The 20,678-nt window shown below is 64.4% G+C and carries 18 protein-coding genes, 1 other RNA gene and 1 pseudogene; 12 read left to right on the top strand and 8 right to left on the bottom strand.

Going from position 1 to position 20,678, the window contains the following annotated elements; translation table 11 throughout:
- Positions 1-219: 219 nt before the first annotated feature.
- The 4 genes from AC1KVG_RS02020 to AC1KVG_RS02005 all read right to left on the bottom strand — a co-directional run bounded on the left by AC1KVG_RS02020 (position 220) and on the right by AC1KVG_RS02005 (position 5,953).
- Positions 220-846, bottom strand: a complete 627-nt coding sequence (locus tag AC1KVG_RS02020; RefSeq protein WP_481093331.1) for a DUF8082 domain-containing protein — start codon at positions 844-846, stop codon at positions 220-222.
- Positions 847-890: 44 nt separating this feature from the next.
- On the bottom strand, positions 891-2,018 hold the full coding sequence (locus AC1KVG_RS02015) for a Cache 3/Cache 2 fusion domain-containing protein (RefSeq protein WP_115040122.1): 1,128 nt from the start codon (positions 2,016-2,018) through the stop codon (positions 891-893).
- Between the two features lie 205 nt (positions 2,019-2,223).
- Positions 2,224-2,865, bottom strand: a complete 642-nt coding sequence (locus AC1KVG_RS02010; RefSeq protein ID WP_176339933.1) for a response regulator transcription factor — start codon at positions 2,863-2,865, stop codon at positions 2,224-2,226.
- The gene (locus AC1KVG_RS02005) at positions 2,858-5,953 is read right to left on the bottom strand and encodes a sensor histidine kinase (RefSeq protein ID WP_481093453.1); all 3,096 of its coding nucleotides are present in this window, start codon (positions 5,951-5,953) and stop codon (positions 2,858-2,860) included. The genes AC1KVG_RS02010 and AC1KVG_RS02005 overlap by 8 nt, the downstream gene beginning before the upstream one ends.
- A 343-nt stretch (positions 5,954-6,296) precedes the next feature.
- Here AC1KVG_RS02005 and AC1KVG_RS02000 point away from each other — a divergent pair, with 343 nt between their 5' ends.
- The 9 genes and pseudogenes from AC1KVG_RS02000 to AC1KVG_RS01960 all read left to right on the top strand — a co-directional run bounded on the left by AC1KVG_RS02000 (position 6,297) and on the right by AC1KVG_RS01960 (position 12,535).
- Entirely contained in the window at positions 6,297-6,770 is a 474-nt protein-coding gene (locus tag AC1KVG_RS02000; RefSeq protein WP_481093330.1) for a helix-turn-helix transcriptional regulator, read from the top strand.
- Positions 6,767-7,423: a hydrolase gene (locus AC1KVG_RS01995; protein ID WP_481093329.1), complete on the top strand. Its 657-nt coding sequence runs from the start codon at positions 6,767-6,769 to the stop codon at positions 7,421-7,423. Before AC1KVG_RS02000 ends, AC1KVG_RS01995 begins: the two co-directional genes overlap by 4 nt.
- Positions 7,420-7,857: a DoxX family protein gene (locus tag AC1KVG_RS01990; protein ID WP_481093328.1), complete on the top strand. Its 438-nt coding sequence runs from the start codon at positions 7,420-7,422 to the stop codon at positions 7,855-7,857. The genes AC1KVG_RS01995 and AC1KVG_RS01990 overlap by 4 nt, the downstream gene beginning before the upstream one ends.
- Positions 7,858-7,982: 125 nt before the next feature.
- On the top strand, positions 7,983-9,824 hold the full coding sequence (locus AC1KVG_RS01985; protein WP_481093452.1) for an amidohydrolase: 1,842 nt from the start codon (positions 7,983-7,985) through the stop codon (positions 9,822-9,824).
- Between the two features lie 82 nt (positions 9,825-9,906).
- Complete coding sequence (locus AC1KVG_RS01980) at positions 9,907-11,535, top strand: MFS transporter (RefSeq protein ID WP_481093327.1); 1,629 nt, start codon at positions 9,907-9,909, stop codon at positions 11,533-11,535.
- Between the two features lie 5 nt (positions 11,536-11,540).
- Positions 11,541-11,771: a DUF1427 family protein gene (locus tag AC1KVG_RS01975; protein ID WP_481093451.1), complete on the top strand. Its 231-nt coding sequence runs from the start codon at positions 11,541-11,543 to the stop codon at positions 11,769-11,771.
- Positions 11,768-11,926 (top strand): XapX domain-containing protein, encoded by a 159-nt coding sequence (locus AC1KVG_RS01970; protein ID WP_043889239.1) that lies wholly within the window; start codon positions 11,768-11,770, stop codon positions 11,924-11,926. Before AC1KVG_RS01975 ends, AC1KVG_RS01970 begins: the two co-directional genes overlap by 4 nt.
- 245 nt (positions 11,927-12,171) lie before the next feature.
- A pseudogene (locus AC1KVG_RS01965) lies at positions 12,172-12,383 on the top strand (hypothetical protein); the annotation flags it as partial.
- Positions 12,384-12,459: 76 nt separating this feature from the next.
- Positions 12,460-12,535, top strand: a non-coding RNA gene (locus tag AC1KVG_RS01960) — sX9 sRNA.
- An 80-nt stretch (positions 12,536-12,615) separates the two neighbouring features.
- Here the strand turns inward: AC1KVG_RS01960 and AC1KVG_RS01955 are convergent.
- Together AC1KVG_RS01955 and AC1KVG_RS01950 are read right to left on the bottom strand one after the other, a co-directional pair.
- Entirely contained in the window at positions 12,616-13,440 is an 825-nt protein-coding gene (locus AC1KVG_RS01955; protein ID WP_481093450.1) for an alpha/beta fold hydrolase, read from the bottom strand.
- A 519-nt stretch (positions 13,441-13,959) separates the two neighbouring features.
- Positions 13,960-15,306, bottom strand: a complete 1,347-nt coding sequence (locus AC1KVG_RS01950; protein ID WP_229010437.1) for an Nramp family divalent metal transporter — start codon at positions 15,304-15,306, stop codon at positions 13,960-13,962.
- 145 nt (positions 15,307-15,451) lie between these two features.
- On the opposite strand from AC1KVG_RS01950, the gene mntR reads away from it, so the two are divergent.
- From mntR to orn, 3 genes are all read left to right on the top strand, one after another.
- Complete coding sequence (mntR, locus tag AC1KVG_RS01945) at positions 15,452-15,919, top strand: manganese-binding transcriptional regulator MntR (RefSeq protein WP_043909134.1); 468 nt, start codon at positions 15,452-15,454, stop codon at positions 15,917-15,919.
- A 14-nt stretch (positions 15,920-15,933) separates the two neighbouring features.
- Positions 15,934-16,431 carry a tRNA adenosine(34) deaminase TadA gene (gene tadA, locus AC1KVG_RS01940; RefSeq protein WP_043889795.1) on the top strand — a complete coding sequence of 166 codons (498 nt, stop codon included), beginning with the start codon at positions 15,934-15,936 and terminating at the stop codon, positions 16,429-16,431.
- 70 nt (positions 16,432-16,501) lie between these two features.
- On the top strand, positions 16,502-17,086 hold the full coding sequence (gene orn / locus AC1KVG_RS01935) for an oligoribonuclease (RefSeq protein ID WP_023904122.1): 585 nt from the start codon (positions 16,502-16,504) through the stop codon (positions 17,084-17,086).
- Between the two features lie 192 nt (positions 17,087-17,278).
- Here the strand turns inward: orn and AC1KVG_RS01930 are convergent, their stop codons facing one another.
- Both AC1KVG_RS01930 and ppsA read right to left on the bottom strand, forming a co-directional pair.
- Complete coding sequence (locus AC1KVG_RS01930) at positions 17,279-18,250, bottom strand: mechanosensitive ion channel family protein (RefSeq protein ID WP_481093326.1); 972 nt, start codon at positions 18,248-18,250, stop codon at positions 17,279-17,281.
- Positions 18,250-20,628, bottom strand: a complete 2,379-nt coding sequence (gene ppsA / locus AC1KVG_RS01925; protein WP_255085371.1) for a phosphoenolpyruvate synthase — start codon at positions 20,626-20,628, stop codon at positions 18,250-18,252. The genes AC1KVG_RS01930 and ppsA overlap by 1 nt, the downstream gene beginning before the upstream one ends.
- Between the last annotated feature and the right edge of the window lie 50 nt (positions 20,629-20,678).

Raw genomic sequence — 20,678 nt, 5'->3', positions numbered from 1 at the left:
GGGCAATGGAATGGACTTGTCGGTGCACCGCATCGAGGCATGGGTCAACTGCTGGCTGGATAGCCGGCGTGCGTGTCGCAAACATCACCACTGCGCGCGACCCAATCCAACTCGATCAAGTCTTCCAGTGTGCCGGCAAGTCGAACGGGAATTATCGGTACTGGCTAAAGAGAAAGCCGCGCAACGCGCGGCTTGATTCGCAATGTGTTGCAGTATCCCTCAACGCAGCTTGGCCAGCGCCACGCGCGCATCCGCCATGAACTTCTGCGTTTCCTGCGGGGTGGAGAGGTTGGCGCCAAGCTGATTGAGCACTTGCTCGATATCGTTCGACGCTTCCCAGGCTTCGTCGCAGAGCATGCCGGCGATGGGCCCGAGATAGTTCAGCGCGACCTTTTCCAGGGCTTCGCGGACGCGCTCGTTCGGTGCGCCTGCATTGTCGTTGCCTGACAGTGCAGGGGCAGGCGATACGACCAGTGCCGTCGGCGCCGGGCCAGGCGTGGCCGCCACGGCTGCCCGCGGCGCAGCCGGCGCACCGCCCAGATCCTGCTCGAAACCACCCATCAACCACTGGCGTGAGTCATGGCTGAGCAGCGAGGGCTTGCCCATGCCGGCGCCGGGGTCGGTCTGAAAACGGGCCTTTGCCGCGTTGACCATGGTGAGGCGTTGCACCGCCTCGTCATTGCGCAGCATGCGGAATACCACTTCTTCGATCTGCCCGGCATTGAGGCGGACGATGCAGGAGTGGTTTTCTTCGGTGACGATGAACAGAAAGCCGGACGCCTTCTTCAATGCCAGCGCCTTGAGCTCGCGCAGGATCTCGATCAGCGGACGGAATTCAGTGGACATGGCGTCTTCCTTGCATCATCTGGTACGGAGTGGGTGCGAGCGGCTCAGCGTTTGCTGAGGCGCTCCATGGCCAGCCGGACACTGTTGGACAGGCGAGAGATGGCGCGCGCCAGGGTACCGATTTCATCTTTGAGATTGACCTCGTCGATGGTGTGGTTCCACTTGCCCAGGCTCAGTTCTTCGGCCACGGTGGTCAAATGCTGGATGGGGCGCAACACGCGGCTCCAGATCAACGCCCATTGCAGGCCGAGCAGCAACGCGCAGACCAACAAGCCGATGCCGGCGATCCATAACGATTGGCGCACGATCACCCCATTGACGTCGCTCTTGGGGTATGCCGAGACCAGGGTGAAGCCCCAATCGGGCACTTCCTGCTTGGTGACGACCCAATCGTTGGGGCTGTCCTTGACGATCCGCTCGATGGTGGCGGTATCGGTGGTGGCACCGGTGGTGGACTGGAAGCGCAGTTTGTTCTTGCTGTCGAAGATGGCGATGAAGCCGGAATCGAGCACGCGGCGGCTGCTGACCACGTTTTCCAGCGCCTGCGTATCGGCCTTGTAGCCGACGTACCAGGCACCGATCACGCGCTTGTCGTTGCCGGCAAAGATTGGCTCGTAGCCGGTGACATACGGGTTGCCGAGGATGTCGACCACGCCGTAGAAACTTTCGCCGTTACGCAGCTTGGCGGCGGCCTGGCCGTTGGGATCGAGCACGGTGCCGATGGCGCGGCTGCCGTCGTCCTTCTTGACGTTGGTGGAGATGCGCACGAAGTCTTCGCCGGTCCGCGAGAACAGCGTGGCGGTGCCTTCGTGGATGGCGGTGACATCGTCGAGCATGTCGAAGGCATTGGCTTGCGCCTTCTGGCCCAGCAGCAGGTCGTTGGCGTTGCGGTCGCCCACGCGCACTTCGTTGCCGATGCTTGCGGCGCCGTGTGCGTTGGCTTCCTTGCGCAGCTGGCGCATGGAGGAATTGACGCGGTCGAGCATCATCGCGCGAGTGACCGAGAACAGGGTCTGCAACGACACCGACTGGCGCTCGATCGCGTCGCCGGCCTCGAACTTGACCCGGTTCGCTTCGGTAATGGCCAGAATGACCGTCAGTGCCGCAACCACGACCAGCACCAAGGCCAGCACCGGCAACAGCAGGCGCACCCGCAAAGAGTGACGAAGCATCGCAATTCCCCTGAACGCGTTTAGTGATTGGATCGAGTGCCGCCGCTGCGCTTTGCTGCGTCCGGACCTAGCCGTTATCGGCTGTCGCACACGATGCTGAAGCGGCCCCCTTGCCGCTCGGCGGTGCATACCATAGCGCAAGCCGGTCGATTTGACAGGGCGGCGGTCACGCTGCCTGGCCCTGCGTTCAAGAATGCTGGACCGCTCAGGTCTCCAGCGACAGGATCCCGCGACGCAAAGCGACGGTCACTGCATGGGTGCGATCGTGCACGCCGAGCTTGCACAGGATGTTTTTCATATGCGCCTTGACGGTCTCTTCGGAAATCGTCAGGGCGCTGCCGATCTGCTTGTTGGAGCAGCCGGTGGCGACCAGGCTGAGCACTTCGGTTTCGCGCGCAGACAGGGCATCGTCGAGTACGTGTGCGGCGATGTTTTCGGCCACCAGCGCTGGCACATGCCGACGTTGACCGCGGCGCACGTCGCGGATGGTGTCCACCAGTTCGCGGCGCAGCGAACTTTTCAGCAGGTAGCCGCAGGCACCGGCCTGCAACGCGCGCACCGCACGCACATCGCCGGTGTAGGTGGTCAGCACGATGACCTTGGCAGCCGGGTCGAGGCGGCGGATGCGCTGGATCGCTTCCACACCATCCACGCGCGGCATTTGCAGATCCATCAGCACCACATCCGGGCGCAGGCTGCTGTAGCAGGCCACCGCCTGCTCGCCGTCTTCGGCCTCGCCGACCACGCGCATGTCGTGCTCGGCCGCGAGCATGGCGCTGAGACCATCGCGCAGCAGCGGATGGTCGTCTACCACCAGCACATCGGTTGCTTTGACTATCTCAGCCATTGCGGCTCTCCGTGGATGTTGCCCGTTGAAATGGCCACCACCAGCGCGGTGGACTTGCGTAGGCCGCACGCGCGGGTACCAGGATCTGAATTTCGGTACCGCTGCCGGGGCGCGACCACAACTGCATCTTGGCGCCGATGCGTTGCGCGCGTTCCTGCATGCCGGTAAGTCCCCAGTGGCCGGTGCGGGCGTGGCCGTGCAGCACGTCCGGTTCGAGACCGCAGCCATCGTCGTGGATGCGCAGCACGAAGTCACGTGCACCGTAACGCAGTTCCAGCGCAATGCGGGTGGCATTGGCATGCCGGTCGGCATTGGTCAGCGCTTCGCGGCCGAGCTGGAACAGCTCATCGGCCACCAGCGGGCGCAAGCGCAGCGGCCGGCCTTCGACCAGCACATGCAGTTCCGCCGTGGGTGGCGGCATGCTCGCATTGCGTGCCCGTTGCAATGCACCGGCGAGGTTTTCATGTAGGGATTGGCTGTCGCGCAGCCCGTTGACGCGGTCGCGGCCTTCGATCAGCGCGTCTTCGGCCAGGTCCACCGCCTGCTCCAGTTCCAGCCGGCGCGGGTCGTTCGAGGGCAACGAGCGGCTGGCCGCGTGCAGACGCAGAATCAGTCCCTGCGTGCCCTGCAACAAGGTGTCGTGCAATTCGCGGGCGATGCGCTCGCGTTCGCGATAACGCTCTTCCAGGCGCGCACGCAAGCGGCCGGCGACGTGGCGGGTACGCATGCGCCAGGCGATGCCCAATGCCAGCAGCACCGCAAGCGCGCAGCAGAGCTTGAACTGCCAGGTCTGCACGAACGCCGCGGCAATGACGAAGTCCAGCGTATCGCCGCGTTCGTTCCATACGCCGTCGTTGTTGGCTGCGGCAATGTGGAAGCGATAACGCCCCGGAGCGAGATTGGTATAGAACGCCTCATTGCGATTGCCGGCGTCCTGCCATTGCGCGTCCACGCCCTCCAGCTGGTAGCGAAAGCGCACGCGTTCGGGGCGGGTGAGGCTGATGGCGTCGTAGCCAATGCGCAGGCGATCGGTCCATTTTGGCAGTTGCAGGCCGTCCTGTCGCGGATAGGGCCGGTCGTTGGCGACTATCTCGGTGATGAACACCGCCGGCGCGATCGGGTTGCGGTAGGTCTGTTCGGGATCGAGCCAGGCCAGGCCCTGATTGGTGGCGAACCAGAGCAACCCATCGTCGGCGGCAAGTGCGGTGGGCACCGGCGTGGCCTGCTGGGCGACGCCCGGCAGCCCATCCATGATGTCGTACAGGTGCAGCGCCGGGCTGGCCACGCCGGTGCGCAGGCTGGTCAGCAGCGCTTGCCGACCGAGGTGCACCACGCCGCGATTGCCGTTCAACCAGAACGTGCCGCGGCGGTCCTGCGCGATGCCGGTGATGCCTTGCAGTAGCGCAGTGGCCTGGTCGGGTACCTGTCGAAAGTGGCCATCCTCGCCCAACACCGCAAGCCCGGTTTCGCCAGCCACCAGCGTGAGCGAGCCGCGTTGCAGCACGGCGGTGATCGGGCCGACCGACAAGCCGTCGGCCGCGCTGTATCGGTGGACCTGCGTGCCGCGCAACATGCGCAGTTCGCCCGTGACGGTACCCACCCACATGCCGCCATCGCTGCTGTTTGCCAGCACCGAACATGGCGTGTCCTGCAGGCTAGCGATGGGTTGCCAGAGGCCACTGTCGAACTGGAAGGCTCCATCGGCTTCGGTGCAGATCCATGGACGGTTGTGCGCATCGACAACCAGGGCGCGCACGGAGCCGGCCGACAATGCATGTGGCAGCGGCACTGCTTGCCCGCGGCCTGCTTGAAGCCGTAACAGGTCGTGCCTGCCCAGTACCCAGCCGCTGGCGGTCGCCGGGACGTCCAGTACGGCGACAGACGCACCGTGCCGCAAACGTTCGACGCGATCGCGCGTCAACGCCTGCAGGCGACCGTCGCGAAAGGTCGCCAGCAGCGGTGCTGCGGCCTGGCTGGGCGTGGTGGTGAAGAGCGCCACCGCCATCGCCTGACCCGGCAACAGCGGCGCAAGCGGCAGCAACGCGCGATGACGGAAGCGGTTGAGGCCCAGATTGGTGCCGGCCCACAGATTGCCTTCGCGATCTTCCAGCAGCGGGCCGGCGGTGGTCGAGGTCAGGCCCTGCATGGTGTCGAAGCGTTCCAGCACCGGCGCCGATGACGCCGGCGATGCGATGCGGAACAGCCCGCGCGCCGCGTAGTCGCTGCCCCACAACGCACCGTCGCGGGTGAAGCGGATGCGGTGCGCAAACAGGCCGGGAAACTGCGGCTGCGCGCGTACCGCTGCGGGCAGCACCTGGCCGTGCGCGTCGGTCAGCGCGAACACGCCGCGATACGGATCGGCCAACCAGATCGCGCCATCGGGACTCTCGGTCATGGTGACGAAATGGCCGATTCGCTGGCCGCTGGGCTCGAAACGTTTGGCGCCGGGCCGCAGCAGCAGAATCTGCGCACCATCGCTGACCCACAGCACGCCGCGGCGATCGCGCAACAGCCATTGCGCGCGGGTGGCTGCATAGCCCCAATCCATACCGGCGCGTTGCCAACGTTGCCCGTCGAACCAGCACAACCCGCCATCGATGGCCGCCCACAGACGCCCGCTGCCATCGCGCTCGATCCGGAACACCATGCCGGCCGGCAGGTCCTTGCCGGGTGCGAAGTGGGTGAGGTGGCCGTCCGCCATCCGGTCGATGCCGGCGTTGAAATAGCCGATCCAGGCGCTGTTGTCCGGCGTTAGCGCCAGCGTGGTCATGTTGTGCGAGGCATAGGCCTGGCCATCGGGCGGCGGCTGCCGCGCGAAGCGTTGGCCGTCGAACTGGAACAGCCCGAAGCCGGTGGCCAACCACAACGGGCCGGTGTCGGCCTGCTGGATGTCCCAGATATCGGCTGGCGCACCACGCTCGGTACTCCACGCGGTGTGGTGGAACTGCAGCAATCCGTCGCGCGTGGAGGCGATCGCGCTTGCCCAGGCCGGTGCGCACAGCAGGTTGCTGCCACAGCACGCCAACGCCGCCAGCGCGATGCACAGGCGCAGCAGCGAAGACGATCGAATGGCGGGCGCATGCGGCATCGCGGCATTGTCGGGCGGGATCAGGGCAAGCACCAACACCTCTTTCGGGGGAGCGACGTGTGGATCGAATTCGAGTAGGTGCTACTAGCGAGCGAGATTCGGCACGGTTGGACTTCAGCGCCGTGTGCGCTGCGCTGCACGCAACGATAGGGCGGGGCGATTGTGGTGACGGGCGGCGTAACGTGCAGATTGGCGATGCGGTTGTGATCGGTTGTCTGCGTTCTCTACTGCCGAGCACGTCGATCGATACCCCCGAAAGAGTGAGCGATTCGCCTCACCTTCAGGGGTAGGGCGCGACGGCACCTGACCTCACCATGAGGTCATTCCCCGCCGGAGACGCCGCATGGCAGGTCTGACCGCCGCCGCTCGCCCCGATGCGCACAGTGCAGGCGTCAACCAACCGACTGCCCCACGTGTGCGTGCGGTGGCCAGAGCCATGCACTACATCGACACGCATCTGTGCGAACCCATCAGCGTGGCGCAATTGGCAGGTGCGGCGTGCATGAGCCGCTTCCATTTCGCGCGCGTGTTTCGCGAGGTGGTGGGTGCCAGCCCGATGGAATACCTGCGTGGTCGCCGCATCGAACGTGCACAGGTGTTGCTGCGCGAAAGGCGCCACAGCATCAGCCAGATCGCCACCGATCTGTGCTTCTTCGATCAGAGCCATTTCGTGCGCAGCTTTCGGCATGCCACCGGCTGCACACCGGCGCGCTTTGCCGCGCAAGACGCGATGGATGCCTGCGCTGCGTTGACCACATCGCGTGCGCAAGTGCGCAGCGGCCACCCGTTTTCATCTTCCCTGGAGCATCACCCATGAGCACCGCTACTGCAGTTCCCGGCACACGCCTGCTGTCGCCCGGCGATCACGCCCTGATCCTGATCGACCATCAATCGCAGATGGCCTTCGCCACCCACACCATCGACATCTCCGCGCTGCGCAACAACGTGGCGCTGATTGCCAAGGGTGCCAAAGGCTTCAAGGTGCCGGTGATCCTGACCACCGTGGCGGAAAAATCTTTCTCCGGTCCGTTGTTTCCCGAGCTGCCGGAGATCTTTCCCGGCGAGCCGGTGTACGACCGCACCAGCATGAATGCCTGGGAAGATCCTGCCGTGATCGACCGCGTCAATGCCATCGGCAAGCAGCGGCTGGTGATCGCCGGGCTGTGGACCAGCGTGTGCATCGTCGGCCCGACGCTGTCGGCGATCGAACAAGGGTTTGAGGTCTACGTCATCACCGATGCCTGCGGCGATGTCAGCGATGAAGCGCACGAACGCGCGGTCGCGCGCATGCTGCAGGCCGGCGCCGCGCCCATCACCAGCGTGCAATACCTACTGGAATTGCAGCGCGATTGGGCGCGCGGTGAGACCTATGACCTAACCACCGGGATTGCACGCGCACATGCCGGCGGCTACGGCATCGGCATCCAGTACGCCAAGACGATGTTTGGCGCGCAGGAAGGCGGGCATTGAACCGCTCTCTGCTGCGCGGTACTCCCGGCCAGGCAGCTGCGGTGTTGCTGCTGCGCATCGCCGGTGGCGGCTTTCTGTTGCCGCATGGATTAGGCAAGTTGCTGGGGTGGTTCGGTGGTCCGGGCCTGGTCGGCTTTGCTGGTGAACTGCAGCACTTTGGCTTTCCTGCAGCGGCACCGTTGCCGCTGGTGTTGGCACTGGTACAGACCTTGTCCGGCGTTGCGGTCTTGCTCGGCGCATGGACGCGCGCTAGTGCGACGCTTGCCGCGTTGTTCATCGCCATCACCGTGGTGTTGGCAGTGCCCAACGGCTGGTTCTGGATGCACGGCGGCATGGAGTATCCGCTGATGTGGCTGCTGGTCTTGCTGGCACTGATCGGCACCGGTGGCGGCGACTGGTCGCTGGATGGATGGCGCAGGCGCGTCGCCAGATGAGCAACAACCCCTCACACGACGCCGGACGACGTCAACTGCTGCAGGGCGCTGCGGCCAGCCTCGCGGTTGCTGCACTCCCGGGCGTCGTGTCTGCCGCCACCTCGCCGACTTCCAAGGCAGCTGACATGGTCGATCTTGTCGTTCGCAATGCGCGCATCACCACACTGGATCCGCGCCAGCCCAGTGCCAGCGCAATTGCGGTGGCCGATGGACGCATCGTCGCGGTCGGCGACGATGCACACGTCATGGCGCTAGCTAAGGGCGCACGCGTCATCGATGCGCAGGGTCGACGCCTGCTGCCCGGCCTCAACGATAGCCATACCCATCTGATTCGCGGCGGGCTGAATTACAACCTCGAGTTGCGCTGGGACGGCGTGCGTTCGCTGGCCGATGCGATGGCAATGCTCAAGGCGCAGGTCGATCGCACGCCTGCGCCGCAATGGGTGCGCGTGGTCGGCGGTTTCACCGCGCATCAATTCGTCGAAAAACGTCTGCCCACATTGGATGAGATCAATACGATCGCACCGGACACGCCGGTATTTCTGCTGCATCTGTACGACCGCGCCTTGCTCAATCGCGCCGCGCTGCGCGCCTGCGGCTACGACAAGCAGACACCGGATCCGCCGGGCGGGCGTATCGAACGCGACAAACTCGGCAATCCCACCGGCCTGCTACTGGCCAAGCCCAACGCGCTGATCCTGTACGCAAGTCTGGCCAAAGGCCCGCGCTTGCCGCTGGAATATCAAGCCAACTCAACGCGCCACTTCATGCGCGAACTCAACCGGCTGGGCATCACCTCGGTGATCGATGCCGGCGGCGGTTTCCAGAACTATCCCGAGGACTATCAGGTCATCGAGCAGTTGCATGCAGCCGACCAACTGAGCGTGCGCATCGCCTACAACCTGTTCACCCAGAACAAGGGCAAGGAGGTCGATGACTTCCGTGGCTGGACCGAGATGATGCCGGTACGCAAGGGCGACGATCTGCTACGTCATAACGGTGCTGGTGAAATGCTGGTGTTCTCTGCGGCCGACTTCGAGCAGTTCAGCGAGCCGCGTCCGGAGTTGCCGCCGGAACTGGAGCCGGAGCTTGAACAGGTGGTGCGGCTGTTGGTGGAAAAGCGTTGGCCGTTCCGCATCCATGCCACCTATGACGAAAGCATCGGGCGCATTCTCGATGTCTACGAAAAGGTCAATGCGGAGATTCCGTTCGATGGCCTGCACTGGTTCATCGATCACGCCGAGACCATCACCCCGCGCAATATCGATCGCATCCGCGCCTTGAATGGTGGCATCGCCGTGCAGCACCGCATGGCCTATCAAGGCGAGGCTTTCGTCGAACGCTACGGCGTGCAAGCCGCACGGCACACACCGCCGGTGCGTCGCATGCTGGCTGCCGGGGTACCGGTCGGTGCCGGCACCGATGCCACGCGTGTTGCCAGTTACAACCCGTGGGTGGCGCTGTCGTGGCTAGTCACCGGCCGCACCGTAGGCGGGCTGGCCTTGTATGGCGAGGAGAATCTGCTTGATCGCGAACAGGCGTTGCGATTGTGGACGCAGGGCAGTGCGTGGTTCTCCGGCGACGAGGCCAACAAGGGCACGTTGGCGGTGGGGCAGCTGGCCGACTTCATCGTGTTGTCGAACGATTACCTGCACGTCGACGATGCCGCCATCGCCGACATCACCAGCGTGCTGACCGTGTTGGGCGGGCGCGTGGTGCATGGCGATGGCGACTTTGCCGCGCTTGCGCCGACCCTGCCACCTGCCATGCCGGACTGGTCGCCGGTCAACCGTTTCGGCGGCTATCACGTTGGTGGTGTGGTCACCGGGCTTGCCGGTGCCACCCACGTGCATGGCCACGGCTGTCACACCCATGGCACACATCGCCACGCGGCGCAGCACGCTGCACCGTCCGACGATCTGCGCAGTTTCTGGGGTGCATTGGGATGCGCGTGTTTCGCGTTCTGACGCCGCTGCCATCGTGCGCTAGCGTGCGTTGCGCACGCTGCCGCATCGCCTGTTTCATCCCACTGCCTGGAGCTTGGCCGCAATGACTTCTTCCGCTGCACCTGCCGGTGGCGGTGCCTGGGCGCCGCTGCGCGAGCCGGTCTTCCGTGCGTTGTGGCTGGCGATCCTGGGTAGCAACATCGGCACCTGGATCAACGATGTCGCCGCTTCGTGGGTGATGGCCGAACAGACCGGCTCGCCGTTGATGGTGGCGGCGGTGCAATCGGCAACCACCTTGCCGGTGGTGTTGTTTGCGCTGGCGGCCGGCACCCTGGCCGACATCGTCGACCGGCGCCGCTATCTGATGTTCACGCAAGCGTGGATGTTGCTGGTGGCCGGCATGTTGGCACTGCTGTCGCATCTGCAGTTGCTCACCCCCTGGGTGCTGGTGGGCCTGACCTTTGCGATGGGCACCGGCGCGGCGATGGCGATGCCGGCGCAGGCGGCGATCGTGTCGGAGCTGGTGCCGCGCCCGATGCTGGCCTCGGCAGTGGCGCTCAACTCGATTGGAATGAACATCGCACGCTCGATCGGCCCGGCGATCGGCGGCCTGATCGTGGCGCAGTTCGGCCCGCCGTGGGCCTTCCTGCTCAATGGGCTCACCTTCGGATTGATGCTGTGGGTGGTGTGGCGTTGGCGCCGCGAGACGCATGCCTCGGCGTTGCCACCGGAGAGTTTTGGGGCCGGCCTGCGCGCCGGCTTGCGTTACGCTGCGCGCGCCGGTGTGCTGCAGGCAGTGTTGATCAAGGCCGGCGGATTCTTTTTGTTTGCCAGCGCGCTGACGGCATTGTTGCCCTTGGTAGTGCGCCGCGAGATGCAACTGGGCGCCGGTAGTTACGGCATCTTGCTGGGCTGCATCGGGATAGGTGCGATCAGTGGCGCATTGCTGTTGCCGCGGCTGCGCGCGCGTTACGACCGCGATCTGCTGGTATTCGTCGCCACCTTGGTGTGCGCGGCATCGCTGTTGGGGCTCGCGTTGTCGCGCCAGATCGGCGTGTTGTGCGTGGTGATGGTGGTGAATGGGCTGGCCTGGATCACCGTGCTGTCGTCGCTGCAGATCGCCGCGCAAACGTCGGTGCCGGCATGGGTGCGTGCGCGTGCGCTGTCGTTGTACATCGTGGTGTTTTCTGCAGGCATGGCCGGTGGCTCGTTGCTGTGGGGTGCGTTGGCGCAACGCACCTCGATTGCCACTGCGCTGCAGATCGCCGCCGCCGGTGCGGTGATTGCGGCGGTGCTGGTCAAGCGCGCGCGCATTGCCGGCACCGAACAGCTGGACCTTGCACCCGGGGGGCACTGGCCCACGCCTGCGCAATCGGACACGGTCGAACACGATCGCGGCCCGGTGCTGGTGACAGTGGAATACCGCATTGCCGCAGATGCACGCGCCGCGTTCATCCAGTTGATGACGCAACTCGGCAACGCACGCCGCCGCGATGGCGCAGTGGTCTGGGGCGTGGCCGAAGACGCCGCAACGCCTGGCGTGCAGCTGGAATATTTCATCGTCGCCTCGTGGCTGGAGCACTTGCGCCAGCACGAACGCGTTACCGGCGACGACCGCCAGTTGCAGGAGCGGATCCGCGCTTTGCATCAAGGCGAGCGTGCGCCGGTGGTGCGGCATTTTGTCGGCGGCGGCGGCGTGGCAGTGCCACCGCATGCGCATTCGGATATCTGATGACCGTGAACTGGAAATTCATCAGCGGTGTTGTGCTAGGTGTGGCAATCGGCTGCGGCTGCCGCGCGGCGGGCATTCCATCGCCTGCACCGACAGCCTTTGTAGGCGCGCTGCTGGTGCTGGCGATGACCTGCGGCTACGCATTGGCCGACCGCTTTCTGGCCCGCCGTGTCGCGCGCAACCTGATGCATTGCGGCGGGCCCAGCGGCCGCACGGCGGGGCAGGGGAAAGGATGAGCCTGGCATTGCTTGGCGTACTGCTCGCATTGGCAATTGGCGTCGGTTGCCGGCTGCTGGATCTGCCGTTGCCGGCACCGCCACGCCTGACCGGCGCGTTGTTGGTGGTCGCGATGAGTGGCGGGTTTTTGCTGGCAGATTGGGTGCTGCGTTAACTCAGCACGGTGTTTGATAGGCGCTGGTGACGCAGATGCACTGACGAATCAATGATGTCGAATTGATGTGTTGGAGCGGCTGAAAAAATTACTTCATGCCGGTCTGTTGCGGAGCGGCTGATCTGGGTCTTCGGTGCAGGGCGGCTGATCTGCGGGTTTGCTGCAGGGCCCTTGCCCGCCCACCGTCGCGGGACACGCCGCAAGTACGTCCGTGTAGGCTCTTACGCGGCATCCATGCCGCGTAAGGTCCCGCGACGGTGGGCGGGCAAGGACCAATCGAGATGGTCGGTGTGCGTAGCTCTTCTCAAAGCAACCGATTCACTCTCTGGTGCGGTGTCCTCGCCGCTTGCGGGACCGTGTGGCGGCATGGATGCCGCCACCGAGCCTACACGGACGTACTTGCGGCGTGTCCCGCGAGCGGCGAGGGCACCGCGCGCTCGACCAACTAGGCTTGTGACAGCATCCAATAAAATGCAGCTAACAAAACTGCTGCGCTCACTGCCATGCGAGCGCAAACAATGCTCGAAGTCGGCATGTACCACTCGTACACGGCAGTTCCCACGCGCCGTCCGCACCCACCTCACGACCGCTCGCTAGGTTGTGTTGGCTGCTTTTAAGTACAACCTCAGTATCGCCAAGAAAAAGGCCGGCTCTCACAAGCCGGCCTTCTCTCAGCGATTCAAAACATATCAGGCTTTTGCGAACGCCAGCAGATCCTTGTTGAACTGGTCGGCATGGGTGACCGGCAGACCATGCGGCGCACCGGCATAAATCTTCAGTTCGGCGTGCTTGATGATCTTGGCTGACAACTTGCCGGACGCATCGATCGGCACGATCTGGTCGTCGTCCCCATGCACCACCAGCGCCGGCACATCGATCTTCTTCAGGTCGGCGGTGTAGTCGACCTCCGAGAATTCCTTGATGCAGTCGTACTGGCCCTTGTGGCCGCCCAGCATGCCCTGCAGCCAGAACGAGTCGCGCATGCCCTGGGTGACCTTGTTGCCATCACGGTTGGCGCCGAAGAACGGCGTGGTCAGATCCTGATAGAACTGCGAACGGTCCTTGGCCACGCCTTCGCGAATGCCGTCGAACACGCTCAGCGGCAGGCCGCCCGGATTGGTCGGGCTCTTGACCATTTGCGGCGGCACCGCGCCGACCAGCACGACCTTGGCCACACGCTTGCTGCCATGGCGGCCCACGTAATGCGCCACTTCGCCACCGCCGGTGGAATGCCCGACCAGGATCGCGTCTTTCAGATCCAGCTTTTCGATCACCGCAGCCAGATCGTCGGCGTAGGTGTCCATGTCGTTGCCGTCCCAGGTCTGGGTCGAACGACCGTGGCTGCGACGATCGTGCGCAATCACACGGAAGCCGTGTTGGCCCATGAACAGCATCTGCGCATCCCAGGCATCGGCGCTGAGCGGCCAGCCGTGCGAGAACACGACCGGTTGGCCCTTGCCCCAATCCTTGTAGAAAATGTTGGCGCCGTCGGGGCGGGTGACGAAATTGGACATCGGGTTGACTCCGTTGTTGGTCGGGTGGGGCGGTGTGGAGGGAGGTGTGCGCACGGCTGCGGCGGCACTGGCGAGAGCGGGCAAAGACAACGCTGCCACGGCGGCCGTGCTGGAGATGAGAAAGCTGCGGCGTCCGGCATCGGCCGGAGTGGGCTCGAACGGATGCATAAACACTCCTGTGGGCGAGGGCATGCATCCCGGTCGTCGCGTGACAGCGTGAAGCGTCATGGCTGTCTCTGCGAAGCGCGGCGCAAATGCCGCGCAGGCCGTGGACACACCGGTGCATCCGCTCAGTAGACCCGCGCGAGCAGCAAGCAGATTGCACACGCGTGCGCACTGTCGCAGGGGTGCAGGCTGACTGTGATCTGGTCGATCAAAGCAAGCGGCGGCTACGAAACGCGTTGGTCAAGCAGACTCGGTCGTGCGGCAAGAGCGTGCATCGTGCAGGCGACCGCGCACGCGCTTCGACTGGATGGGGAGAGACGATGATGCTGGCTCAGCCCCAACCGATATCGCCGGTCACTGCAGCGCGGTATCCCACAGCAGCTTGATGTTCAAACAGACGATCACCGCCGCGATCACCCAGGCGATGCGCACCAGCCACGCCGGCGCCACCAGCGTGCCCATCAATTGACGATCCGACACGAAGCGCACCAGCGGAATCACCGCAAACGGCAGCTGCATGGACAACACCACCTGGCTGAGCACCAGCAGCCGCGCAGTGCCGGCTTCGCCGTACAGCCAGGTCACGATCACCACCGGCACGATGGCGATGCCGCGGGTCAGCAGGCGGCGTATCCACGGCGGTAGCCGCAGTTGCAAGAATCCTTCCATCACGATCTGACCGGCCAGCGTTGCAGTCACCGTGGAGTTCACGCCTGAAGCAAGCAACGCAATCGCAAACAAGGTCGAGGCCAGGCCCACGCCCAGCATCGGCGCCAGCAGCGCATGTGCCTGTTCGATCTCCTGCACATCGGTGCGGCCCTGTGCATGAAACACCGCCGCTGCCAGAATCAGGATCGAGGCATTGATGAACAACGCGAACATCAAGGCCACGGTGCTGTCGGTCACCGCCCAGCGCAACGCCGACTTGCGCCCCACATCGGTGCGCGGATACGCACGCGTCTGCACGATCGACGAATGCAGATACAGGTTATGCGGCATCACCGTCGCACCGATGATGCCGATTGCCAGATACAGGGCCTGCGGGTCGGTGATCACTTGCGCGCGCGGAATGAAGCCGCCCAACACCGCCGCGATCGGCGGGGCGGCCAGCGCGATCTGGATGCCGAAGCACACGAAGATGATCAGCAGCAACGCCATCACGAACGCTTCCAGCGCGCGGAAACCGCGGTTCATCAGCAGCAACACCAACACCACATCGACCGCAGTGATGATCGCGCCCATGGTCAGCGGGATGCCGAACAACAGCTTCAACGCGATCGCGGTGCCGATCACCTCGGCCAGGTCGCAGGCGATGATCGCCAGCTCGCACAATCCCCACAGCGCCAGGTTCACCCCGCGCGGGTAACGCGCCCGGCAGGCCTGGGCCAGATCCAGCCCTGTCGCGATGCCCAGGCGTGCCGACAAACTCTGCAACACGATCGCCATCACGTTGGACAGCAGGATCACCGACAGCAGCAGGTAGCCGAACTGCGAGCCGCCGGCCAGATCGGTGGCCCAGTTGCCAGGGTCCATGTAGCCCACCGACACCATGTAGCCCGGCCCCAGAAACGCCAGCAAGCGGAACCACCAGTGGCCGCCCTTGGGCACGGCAACGCTGGCGTGGTGCTCGCCCAGACCGCCGTTGGCGGAATGCGCTGCGGGGGTGGGCGGATGGGTGGGCGAGAGGGTGTCGGCGGACATGCGAGACGGCGTCGGCGAGGGATCGGAGCGATGATATAGCAACTGCTATGCTGTTGAGCATTGGCAATCTCAATCGTAATGATCGGCGGCGTGCTTCACACTACGCAGACCGGCACTGGCGCCGGACGCGATGATGAGGAAGAGGGTGGGCAAGAGCGAAAAGCAGGAAGCCGCCGCGCCGGTGTTGATCGATGCGCAGGTGCATATGGAAAGCTTCCGTCAGGTGCGCGAAGCGCGCCGCGCCGAGTTGGTCGAGGACTATGTGGAGCTGATCTCCGATCTACTGGTCGACGGTGGCGAAGCGCGCCAGGTCGATATCGCCGCGCGCCTGGGCGTGGCCCAGCCGACCGTGGCCAAGATGCTCAAGCGGCTGGTGCGCGATGGCTGGGTGGTGCAGCGCCCGTACCGCGGCGTGTTCCTGACCCCGGCCGGCGAGGCGCTGGCCGCGTCCAGCCGGCAGCGCCATCAGATCGTCGAGCGCTTCCTGCTGGCCCTGGGCATCGACGAGGCCACCGCGCGCCGCGATGCCGAGGGCATCGAGCACCATGTCAGCGAAGCCACCGTTGCCGCGTTCGCCGCCTTCCTGGATCGCCAGGGCGGCAGCGCTGCGTGAGCACATCGGTGGAGATGCCTTTCGATGCGGCGCGGTCGCCGATCGACCAGCAATGGATGCAGCGCGCCCTGCAACTGGCCGAGCGTGCCGAGCGCGACTATGACGAGATCCCGGTGGGTGCGTTGCTGGTCGATGCCGATGGCAACGTGCTGGGCGAAGGCTGGAACTTCAATATCGCCAGCCACGACCCTACTGCGCATGCGGAAATCATGGCCATGCGCGAGGCCGGCCGCCGGCTGGCCAATCACCGGCTGATCGGCTGCACCTTGTACGTCACTCTGGAGCCATGCGCGATGTGCGCGATGGCGATGATCCATGCGCGTATCGCGCGGGTGGTGTTCGCTGCCAGCGACCCCAAGACCGGCGCCTGCGGCAGCGTGTTCGACCTGTTGGCCGACCCGCGTCACAATCATCGCGTGCAGGTCAGCGGCGGGGTGCTTGCAGCAGAAGCGAGCCTGCGGCTGACCAATTACTTCAGGGCCAAGCGTGGCAAGCCGCCCCTCGCGCCCTGAGCGGCGCGGCCGCGGTATGATGCGCGCCCTTCAGCATCTGGCCGGCGACGGCCCTCCACAGGACGGCGATATGGCAGACAACCTTGCGGGCAACGACCGACTGATCTGGATCGATCTGGAAATGACCGGGCTGGATACCGATCGCGATTCCATCATCGAGATCGCCACCATCGTCACCGATGCGCAGTTGAACGTGCTTGCCGAGGGGCCGGAACTGGCCATCGCCCACCCGCTGGAAAAACTCGAAGCGATGGACGAATGGAACCGCAATCAGCACCGCCGTTCGGGCCTATGGCAGCGCGTGCTCGATAGCCAGGTCACCCATGCGCAGGCCGAAGCGCAGACCGTTGCGTTCCTGAGCGAATGGATCCGCGCCGGCGCCTCGCCGATGTGCGGCAACTCGATCTGCCAGGATCGCCGCTTCCTGCACCGGCAGATGTCGCGCCTGGAGCGCTACTTCCATTACCGCAACCTCGATGTATCCACCATCAAGGAACTGGCACGGCGCTGGGCGCCGACGGTGGCCAATGGGTTTGCCAAAAGCTCGGCGCATACCGCGCTGAGCGACGTGCGCGATTCGATCGACGAGCTACGCCACTATCGCCAGTTCATGGGCGCGTTGGGCGGTGCCAACCAGGGTGGCGCGCAGGGATAAGGGCCGTCCTGGTTCGCGGCACGCCGACGGCGTGCTGCGACTGGTGTGCAGCGAACGTTGCGAGTTGGAAGTTGCGTATCTTCAGACTCCTCTGTTCGATGCAGCAAGCGCCGGAGACGCCACACAACAAAAAGGCCGCATCACTGGATGCGGCCTTTTGCATGACAGATTGCTTTACACGCGAAAACGCACTCAACGCGCCAACGACGGCCCCTTGCTCAAATCGCCATCATCGGCGATGCCTTTCAGCAGCAGATCGGAGATCGGCTTGCCGTCCGCATCGTGGTGATACACATGCAGGTCGCGCTGCGGGTACGGGATATTGAGTCCGTTTTCCAGCAGCTGGTTGCGGATCTGCTCCAGCGTGGTGCTCTTGGCCGCGCCGAAGTTGCCGTTGGTGGCATACGCAAACAACATCAGATCCACCGTGCTCTCGCCCAGGTTGGTGACCTGCACGAACGGTGCCGGCGAATCCAGCAGGTTCGGATTCTCCTTGGCGATCTGCAGCAACAGCTGCTGGGCTTTTTTCAGATCGTCGCCGTAGCCCACGCCCACGGTCACTTCCAGGCGACGGTTGGGCAGGGTGCTGTAGTTGACGATCGGCGAGGTGGTGATCGTGCTGTTGGGCAGGGTGATCATGCGTTCGTCGAACGAGCGCAGCCGGGTCTGGAAGATCCGGATCTCGTCCACGATGCCTTCCTGGCCTGCGATCACGACATGGTCGCCATCGCGCATCGGTCGCAGCACGATCAGCATCACGCCTGCGGCGATGTTGGACAGCGAGTCCTTCAACGCCAGACCGACCGCCAGACCGGCCGCACCCAGCACCGCAATCAGCGAGGTCGGCGGCACGCCGATCTTGCTCAACGCGCTCACGAACACCAGCACCAGCAACAACGCATACAGCACGTTGCGCAGGAAGTTGGTCAGCGTGATCTCGATACGCGCGCGGGTCAGCGCACGATGCAGCCACTGGCTGAGCTGTTTGGCCAGCCACATGCCGACCACCACGATCAGTAGCGCCAACCCCCAGTTAAGCGCGTACTGCGCCCACGGGATGTTGGCCCAATTGAACGCCGGCTCCGCCGCCTTGGTGGCCGCCGCTGCCGGCTTTGCGGCGACTGCTCCTGCAGCCGCCGCCCACACCACACCCAACAGTCCCATCAGCTCTCGCTCTTCAGCTTGGCCAGACGCAACCAGGTATCGACCACGGTGTCAGGATTCAGCGACACCGATTCGATGCCTTCCTGCATCAGCCACTCGGCCAGTTCCGGGTGATCCGACGGCCCCTGGCCGCAGATACCGACGTACTTGCCCTTGGCGCGCGCGGACTTGATCGCCATCGACAGCAGCTTCTTGACCGCCGGATTCCGCTCGTCGAACAGATGCGCCACGATCGAGGAATCGCGGTCCAGGCCCAGGGTCAGCTGGGTCAGGTCGTTGGAGCCGATCGAGAAGCCGTCGAAGATCTCCAGGAACTCATCGGCCAGCAGCGCGTTGGACGGCAGTTCGCACATCATGATGATCTTCAGGCCGTTCTCGCCCTTCTTCAGGCCGTTCTGCTCCAGCACCTCGATCACCTTGCGGCCTTCTTCCAGCGTGCGCACGAACGGGATCATCACCCAGAGGTTGTCCAGGCCCATCTCGTTGCGCACCTTCAGCACCGCCTTGCACTCCAGCGCGAACGCCTTGGTGAAGGAAGGGTCGACGTAGCGGCTGGCGCCGCGGAAGCCGATCATCGGGTTCTCTTCATGCGGCTCGTAACGCGAGCCGCCGATCAGGTTGGCGTACTCGTTGGACTTGAAGTCCGACAACCGCACGATCACCGTGTTGGGCGCCACCGAGGCAGTCAGCGTGGCGATGCCCTCGGCCAGGCGGTTGATGTAGAAGCTCACCGGATCGCCGTAACCGGCGGTCTTGGCGTCGATCTTCTTGCGGACGTCGGCGTCCTGCTTGTCGTATTCCAGCAGCGCATTGGGATGAATGCCGATATGCGCGGCGATGATCATTTCCAGACGCGCCAAACCAATGCCGGCATTGGGCAGCTGACCGAAGTCGAACGCACGCTCCGGGTTGGCCACGTTCATCATGATCTTGAGCGGGGCAGGCGGCATGTTGCCCAGATCGGTGGTGGTGCGCTCGAACGGCAGCAGACCGTCGTAGATGAAGCCGGTATCGCCTTCGGCGCAGCTCACCGTCACTTCCTGGCCATCGCTGATCATGTCGGTGGCATTGCCCGAGCCGACCACGGCCGGCACACCGAGCTCGCGCGCGATGATCGCCGCATGGCAGGTGCGGCCGCCGCGGTTGGTGACGATCGCCGAGGCGCGCTTCATCACCGGCTCCCAATCGGGATCGGTCATGTCGGCGATCAACACATCGCCGGCCTGCACACGATTCATATCGTCCAGCGAGCGCACCACGCGCGCGACGCCGCTACCGATCTTGGCACCGACTGCACGGCCTTCGACCAGGATCTTGGCATCCTTGGCATCCAGCGAAAAACGCTCGATCTGGGTGGCATGACTGCGCGACTTCACCGTCTCAGGGCGCGCCTGCACGATGAACAGCTTGCCGCTGACACCGTCCTTGGCCCACTCGATATCCATCGGGCGGCCGTAATGCTTTTCGATCACCAGCGCCTGCTTGGAGAGCTCCTGCACGTCTTCGTCGCTGATCGAGAAGGTGTTGCGCAGTTCCACCGGCGTGTCCTCGGTGCGCACACGCTCGCCGGGCACATCCGAATACACCATGCGGATCGCCTTGCTGCCGAGCGAGCGACGCAGGATCGCCGGCTTGCCTGCATTGAGTGTGGGCTTGTAGACATAGAACTCGTCCGGGTTGACCGCGCCTTGCACGACCATCTCGCCCAGTCCGAAGCTGGAGGTGACGAATACCACATCGCGGAAACCCGATTCGGTGTCCAGGGTGAACAGCACGCCGGCCGCACCCACGCCCGAGCGCACCATCAACTGCACGCCGGCCGAGAGGAACACGTCTTCGTGCTTGAAGCCGTGATGCACGCGATAGGCAATCGCACGGTCATTGTAGAGGCTGGCGAACACTTCCTTGACCTTGTGCACCACATCGTCGGCGCCGGTCACGTTGAGGAAGGTTTCCTGCTGACCGGCGAACGAGGCATCCGGCAGATCTTCGGCCGTTGCCGACGAACGCACTGCCACCGCCACTTCGCCGCCGCCGTTTTCGGCGCACAGCTGTTCGTAGGCGGTGCGGATGTCGCGATCCAGTTCCGGCTGCAGCGGCGCATCGATCACCCAGCCGCGGATTTCCTTGCCGGCGATGGTGAGCGCAGTGACATCTTCCACGTCCAGCGTGGCCAGCTTGTCGAAGATGCGCTTGGACAGATCGTTGTGGGCGATGAAGTCCTTGAAAGCTTCCGCAGTGGTCGCATATCCACCGGGAACCGAAACGCCAAGCCCGGCCAGGTTGCCAATCATCTCGCCAAGCGAGGAGTTTTTACCGCCTACGCGGGCCAGATCGACCAGGCGTAGCTCATGCAACCACAGGATATTCTCGTTCAAGCGCGATGCTCCGTAAGGCCATCGCCCGAGCGGGCTGGATGGCCGCGACC

The sequence above is a fragment of the Xanthomonas sp. NCPPB 3959 genome, assembly GCF_056675575.1.
Note: the sequence above shows the minus strand (reverse complement) of the source record. Positions and strands in the feature narration are given on the sequence as shown.